The sequence below is a fragment of the Acinetobacter harbinensis genome (genome assembly GCF_000816495.1).
GTDB classification, from domain to species: domain Bacteria; phylum Pseudomonadota; class Gammaproteobacteria; order Pseudomonadales; family Moraxellaceae; genus Acinetobacter; species Acinetobacter harbinensis.
The window spans coordinates 111,113-117,023 of sequence record NZ_JXBK01000002.1; the positions used below are offsets into that span (position 1 = coordinate 111,113).

General features: G+C 39.0%; 4 protein-coding genes and 1 pseudogene. 1 reads left to right on the forward strand and 4 read right to left on the reverse strand.

Annotated features, from left to right (window positions below; translation table 11 throughout):
• The 4 genes from SE27_RS14160 to SE27_RS12710 all read right to left on the reverse strand — a co-directional run.
• The coding region (locus SE27_RS14160; protein WP_227504659.1) for a branched-chain amino acid ABC transporter permease at positions 1-1,000 on the reverse strand (1,000 nt) is incomplete at its 3' end.
• Positions 997-2,034, reverse strand: coding sequence for a branched-chain amino acid ABC transporter permease (locus SE27_RS12700; RefSeq protein ID WP_039624177.1), 1,038 nt, complete (start codon positions 2,032-2,034; stop codon positions 997-999). The genes SE27_RS12700 and SE27_RS14160, both read right to left, overlap by 4 nt.
• Positions 2,035-2,121: 87 nt before the next feature.
• The gene (locus tag SE27_RS12705; RefSeq protein ID WP_039624180.1) at positions 2,122-3,264 is read right to left on the reverse strand and encodes an ABC transporter substrate-binding protein; all 1,143 of its coding nucleotides are present in this window, start codon (positions 3,262-3,264) and stop codon (positions 2,122-2,124) included.
• A 197-nt stretch (positions 3,265-3,461) separates the two neighbouring features.
• The gene (locus SE27_RS12710; protein ID WP_039624182.1) at positions 3,462-4,730 is read right to left on the reverse strand and encodes an OprD family outer membrane porin; all 1,269 of its coding nucleotides are present in this window, start codon (positions 4,728-4,730) and stop codon (positions 3,462-3,464) included.
• A gap of 603 nt (positions 4,731-5,333) precedes the next feature.
• Here SE27_RS12710 and SE27_RS12715 point away from each other — a divergent pair.
• A pseudogene (locus SE27_RS12715) lies at positions 5,334-5,849 on the forward strand (penicillin acylase family protein); the annotation flags it as partial.
• Positions 5,850-5,911 lie beyond the last annotated feature (62 nt).

The following is a 5,911-nucleotide window of genomic DNA, read 5'->3' on the forward strand; positions in this document are numbered from 1 at the left end:
TCATCTGAATGTGCTGGTCCAGCGGTTTGATCTTCTTCGGAATAATTTTCATGATCATCGGCCATAAGCCCATTGGTGCTTTTTGCATCAATGCCACAATCAATAAACCAAAAACAATCGTTTCGTATTGACCATCGTTTCCAAGAAACATCGGTAAGTAATCTTGTAACCATTGACGCATCATGGTGAAGATGCCCGAGCCCAGTATCGCACCCCAGACACTGCCCACACCCCCCAGTAAGGCCATAAACAGATAATCGATACCCATTTGTAAACTAAATGGAGAAGGATTAATAAAGGTTTGATTGTGTGCGTATAACCAGCCTGAAATTGAGGCAAATACTGATGCAATTATAAAAACGATCAGTTTAGATCTGAAGGTATTGACCCCCATCGATTCAGCCATAATTTGGCCGCCTTTGAGCGCACGAATGGCACGACCTTCTCTTGAGTTAAGTAAGTTCTTGGTCAGCACGATGGCCAGTAACACAATCAACCAAATCAGATAGAACATTTTATTACTATGATCCAGCGCATAGCCAAATATAGAAATACTTGGAATATTCGAGATGCCTGAATGGCCGCCCAAACCTTCGAGTGTTGAGAAAAAGTAATACAGGGAGATGCCCCAAGCAATCGTGCCTAAGGGTAAATAATGACCCGATAACTTCAGCGTTAATCCGCCGACAATCAGCGCGGCAATCACGGTAATCACGATACCGACAATTAACGCAATCCACGGTGATCCACCCAGCAGGGTTAAATAATTCGGCAGTTGATCAGTTGCGGTTAAATAAGCTGTGGTATAGGCACCAATTCCGACCAAGGCTGCTTGACCAAAACTGGTCATTCCGCCCACACCGGTAAGCAAAACCAGACCCAACACCACCAAGGCATTTAGACCAATATAATTTAACAGCGTAATTTGATAATCAGGTAAGAGTAAAGGACTGATAAACATCAAAAAAGCAAATAGAAAGAAATAATGTATGGTTTTCATTCATCTTCCTCCTCTGTATTACGTGTAGTAAAAGATTTCCACAATAAGAATGGGATGATGAGGGTAAAAACAATGATTTCTTTATAGTCGCTGGCCCAAAACATTGAAAATGCTTCGACCAATCCCACCACCAATGAACCTAAAGCTGCAACCGGAAAGCTAACCAATCCGCCGATGATGGCGCCGACAAAGCCTTTTAAGCTGATTAAAAAACCTGAGTCGTAATACAAGGTGGTCACCGGTGCAATCAAAATGCCTGACAGTCCACCAATAAATGCTGCAAAGGTGAAAGTGATTTTGCCGGCAAAAATCGGAGATATTCCCATCAAGCGAGCACCCATGCGATTAATTGCCGTTGCTCTTAAGGCTTTTCCATATAAGGTTTTGTTGAAAAAATAGGAAAATAGAATAATTAAGGCAAAGAAGGTAAAGATAATCCACAACGTTTGACTGTTGATCAGCAGAGATCCGACTTCAAAGGTTCGATCCGAGAATGGCGTCGTTTGTGCCCCATTTGGACCAAAAATCAGTAAGGCTGTACCCACCAGTGAAACGTGTACGGCAATTGAAACAATTAATAGAACCAATGAAGGCGCAGCCACCAAGGACTGAAAAAACGTTCTATAGATTTGAGGGCCAAGCGGCGTAATAATGGCTAAGGTAAGAATGATTTGGCTGAGTGTAGACAGGCTTGCAAGCGGTAACCAATACATGGCTGCTGAAACCACAGCAGCATACATCAGCATAACTGCATGTCTTTTCCACAGCAGCTGCTGGCGATGTCTGAAATGTGCATATAGATCTAAAAAAAGATTAATCACCACCAAGCCACATAATAACCAAACAATCTTGGTTGGTTGGCCTGCTTGCAAGGCAGCCATGGTTAAGGCACCATAAACTGCAAATTCTCCAATGGGAATTAATAATATTCGTGTAACGGTAAAGACCAATAAAATACAAAATGCCAATAAAGCATATATTGCACCACTGGTGATCCCATCTTGACTAAGGATTAAAGCTATACTGAAATCCATAGAAACAACCTCCTGTTTTTAAAGGCAAAAATCCCTTAATGCGACTCTTTCGAGTCGCATTTTTTAAGTAGGGATTAAATTTTGACTTTATTTAAGCAACGTCCATTTGCCATTTTTAACAATAATCATGACTCGGCCGCGAGCATCGAAACCACTATGATCAGCCGGCGTCATGTTATACACACCTTGGGTACCTGCTAAATTTTTGGTGTTCTCCAAAGCCGTACGCAAAGCAGCTCGAAATTGTGGTGTACCCGGTTTTGCCGATTTTAAAGCCACCGGAATGGCTGCATTTAATAACAGTCCAGCATCATAAACATTGGCCCCAAAAGTTGCCGGAGAATGACCATTTAATTTTTTATAGTCATTGATATATTTTGATGAAATGGCTTTAGAGGGGTGTGTGTTAGGAATCTCATTGATTACCAACATTAAGCTAGCAGCCAGAATCGTGTTCTCGACCTTTTTACCTCCTAGTTTTAAAAACTCATCTAACGCAGCACCATGGGTTTGATACATTTGTCCTTTATAACCACGATCAAACAATGCCACCTGAGGCGTAACGGCTGAACTTCCTGGCGCTGCAACCAAAATAGCTTGCGGCTTTTTGGCCACCAATTTCAGTGCTTGCCCCGTTAAAGAGGTATCTTGTCGTTGAAAACTTTCTTGAGCGACAATTTTAATGCCTTTTTTAGCAGCTAAATCCGAAAAGACTTTTTTCCAGTTTTCGCCATATGGATCAGAGGTGCCTATAAAACCCACCGTTTTATAGCCACGTTTCACCATGTCGTCGATAATTGCTGTCGCAATTAAATTATCGTTTTGCGTGGTTTTAAACACCCATTTCTTTTGCGCATCCATCGGCAGTACCACAGAAGCCGTGCCAACTGGAGCTAACAATGGAACACCGGCCTTGGCAATGGTGCCAATGACTGCCATCGCGTTGGGCGAGCCTGATGGCCCAATAATGGCATCGACATTATTCTCTGAGATCAGCTTGGTGACTGCTTTGACTGAAGCGGTAGGGTCACTTGCATCATCTAAGGAAAAATACTTAACCGCTTCGCCGCCGATGGTTTTAGGTAATAAGGCAATTGAGTTCTTTTGTGGAATACCCACCATAGCAATTGGACCTGAAGATGAAGTCACAACGCCAATTCTGATTTCTGCATTGACCAAGCTACTTGAACTGGCGAGGGCAAGAATGAGTCCAATTTTTTTAATTTCCATTTAAATATTCCTTTTCCATGAAAAGTCTCTCGACTCTATTTTTTATAACATAAAGATATGGAATTTTCCTGTTAATTTTAAAATATTTTGTAGTTTACGCTCTATAAATGTTAAGGATATTACTCATTTAACTTAAATATTATAGGGTTAGCTACGTTATATCGATAAAATAAACATAAAATCTATAGGGTTATAAATTAAAACTTATAATTGTAGGTGGTGATCAATCTATTTTCCACAAAGTCAGCGCCCGGCGTATAACCTGCACCATATTTTGACTCAGCACGAATATGACGCCATTCAAAGCCTAAATTTTTAAAGCGTCCTTCAGGAACTTGATAACCTAAAATAAAATTTGCTTCAGACTCTTCATTGTCTTTTAAGCCTGCACGATAAATGTTGCTACCATTTAAATAACGCAGCGTCATTTTTAAACCCGGTACGCCATGTTCTTTAAAGTCATGGCTATATAAAATATGCCAAGTGAACTCTTCAGGTTTAATGAATCCAAGCGTAGACCAGGTTTGTAAAAAGGGTTGCGGTGCATAACCGGCTAATGTCGGAAAGATACTTTCGCCTTTATTTTGCTGAATACCCGCGACCAAAGTATGAGCACCATTTTGAATGGCTGTTTGCAAGCCATAAGATTGACTATCAATTTTTCCATATAAGGCATCACCATCTTCCTTATTATGAAAATAACGTGCGTCTACTTTAATTTTGCTTTGACCCACCTTGGTACTATAAGCAGCATTTACATAATTTTGTTGATAAATATCTTCAAGTTGCCCAAACCAATAAGCACCGAATACTTTTGGCGTAAAGTTATAATCTAAACCAACGAAATTAAGCCCATCACTTTCATAACGTGGACCTGCACCAACAAATAAACTTAATTTCTTAAACTCATCATCTTCACGAGAATTAATATGGGTAATACGGCCTGCAGAAAGTTTCAGGTCTTTAATGGCTTTTGTTTCAAATGCAGCACCAGCATATGTCGTGACCAATTGTCGTGACTCATCAATATACGCAACTGGCATTCGCGGATAAAGCTCACCGATCTTTAATTCCGACTCCTTATATTTCAGCTTTAAAGTTGCACCCGCTTTAAGATAATCTCTTTCTTGTTTTCCTTGCGCAGTATCATACGGTAAAATAGTATCTGGGCGTTCAGCATTATGATCGGATAATCGAAGCGCGTACTGCAATCCAACATCTAAACCCACTTGTAAAGGCGTGTCGGTATAACCGGACTCAAAACGACCCGATACAGCTTGAGACCAACTTCCAATATCCTTATTCGGAACATCAGAAAAATCTCGGTTCATATAAAAATTTCGTAAATTAATCGACGTTTGGCTATCTTGAACAAAATCTGCATATGCACTACTCATGCAACAGCAACCGACCAAGGTAGATAAGGATAGATATTTAAAAGTCTTTGCATTGGTTAAAATTTTCATGGAATTCCTTTCCTAAAAATATAAATTTTTTAAATTACTTTATTTGACTCAGTTATTTCATATTCGACAAATCATCTGTCTTAATTCACAACCACTCCTCTTAATTCAAGATTGTTATGCAGCTCGCTTATATATTGACTCTCGGTCGCAATGACTCATTTTTATCAAAAAGTGCTCACTGGACACACCTGAATTATTATTTGTTTTTTCTATGTAATATTCCATTACTTTAAAAGTATAACTTTATGTCTTATTTGGAGAAAAAATAGGTCAATAGGCTCTATCTGCTATAAATTTTTTGGTTCTGATTTAATGGCAACTTCAGATATAAAAATACACTGAACTATCAATAATCTTTAAATCAACATGCTTGATAAAATAAAAAAGGATCATGAAATCAATCACAAATGCTGTATTTAAAGATCAAACACAGACTAGATATCAAATTCAACATAAAGATATACCTAATTGGTTATGGAAAATTACATATATAAATGCAAATAATAAACTGCCGTATAGGCAAATTTTATACATAATTTCATCGAGTTAATCACTGTATTGACCCATAAGACTGAAAAGGATATTCATTTGAAAACGCAAATAATGTGTAGAAAATCACATCATCAAAAGATTTTACTTCGCACTGGAATGTTAGCTTTAAGTGCTTCACTGTTATTGGGATGTAATCCATCTTCAAACTCAGATACAGCCTTAGATTCGCAAAAACAACTCACCATTAAACGCGATAATTTTGGAGTACCACATATTTATGCCAATGATACTTATGGGCTTTTCTATGGGTATGGTTATGCTATTGCAACTGATCGCTTGTTTCAGATGGAAATGTCTAAACGCACCGGTTGGGGCACAGTGGCAGAAGTATTGGGCTCTGAATATGTGCAATCTGATGTTGCAACACATAGTCGTTTTGATCCAGAGAATATTAAGAAACAACTGGCAGAACTTTCCAATGAAGATCGGGCCATTTTTGAAGGTTATGCCGCAGGATTTACCAAACGCGTTAATGAAGTGTTAGCTAATCCAGACCTTATGCCCAAAGAATTTGTCGATTATGGATTTAAGCCCTCGACATGGAAATCTGAAGATATGATGTGGATCTATGATTTTAGACCACGTCTATAAGTGATAATCTACTCCCCAATAAGCATGGGAAATGCTTG

What these genes read in the sequence shown, in the direction of transcription:
- SE27_RS12700 (WP_039624177.1), bottom strand. Translation starts at nt 2,034, where the DNA reads ATGGATTTCAGTATAGCTTTAATCCTTAGTCAAGATGGGATCACCAGT.
- SE27_RS12705 (WP_039624180.1), bottom strand. Translation starts at nt 3,264, where the DNA reads ATGGAAATTAAAAAAATTGGACTCATTCTTGCCCTCGCCAGTTCAAGT.
- SE27_RS12710 (WP_039624182.1), bottom strand. Translation starts at nt 4,730, where the DNA reads ATGAAAATTTTAACCAATGCAAAGACTTTTAAATATCTATCCTTATCT.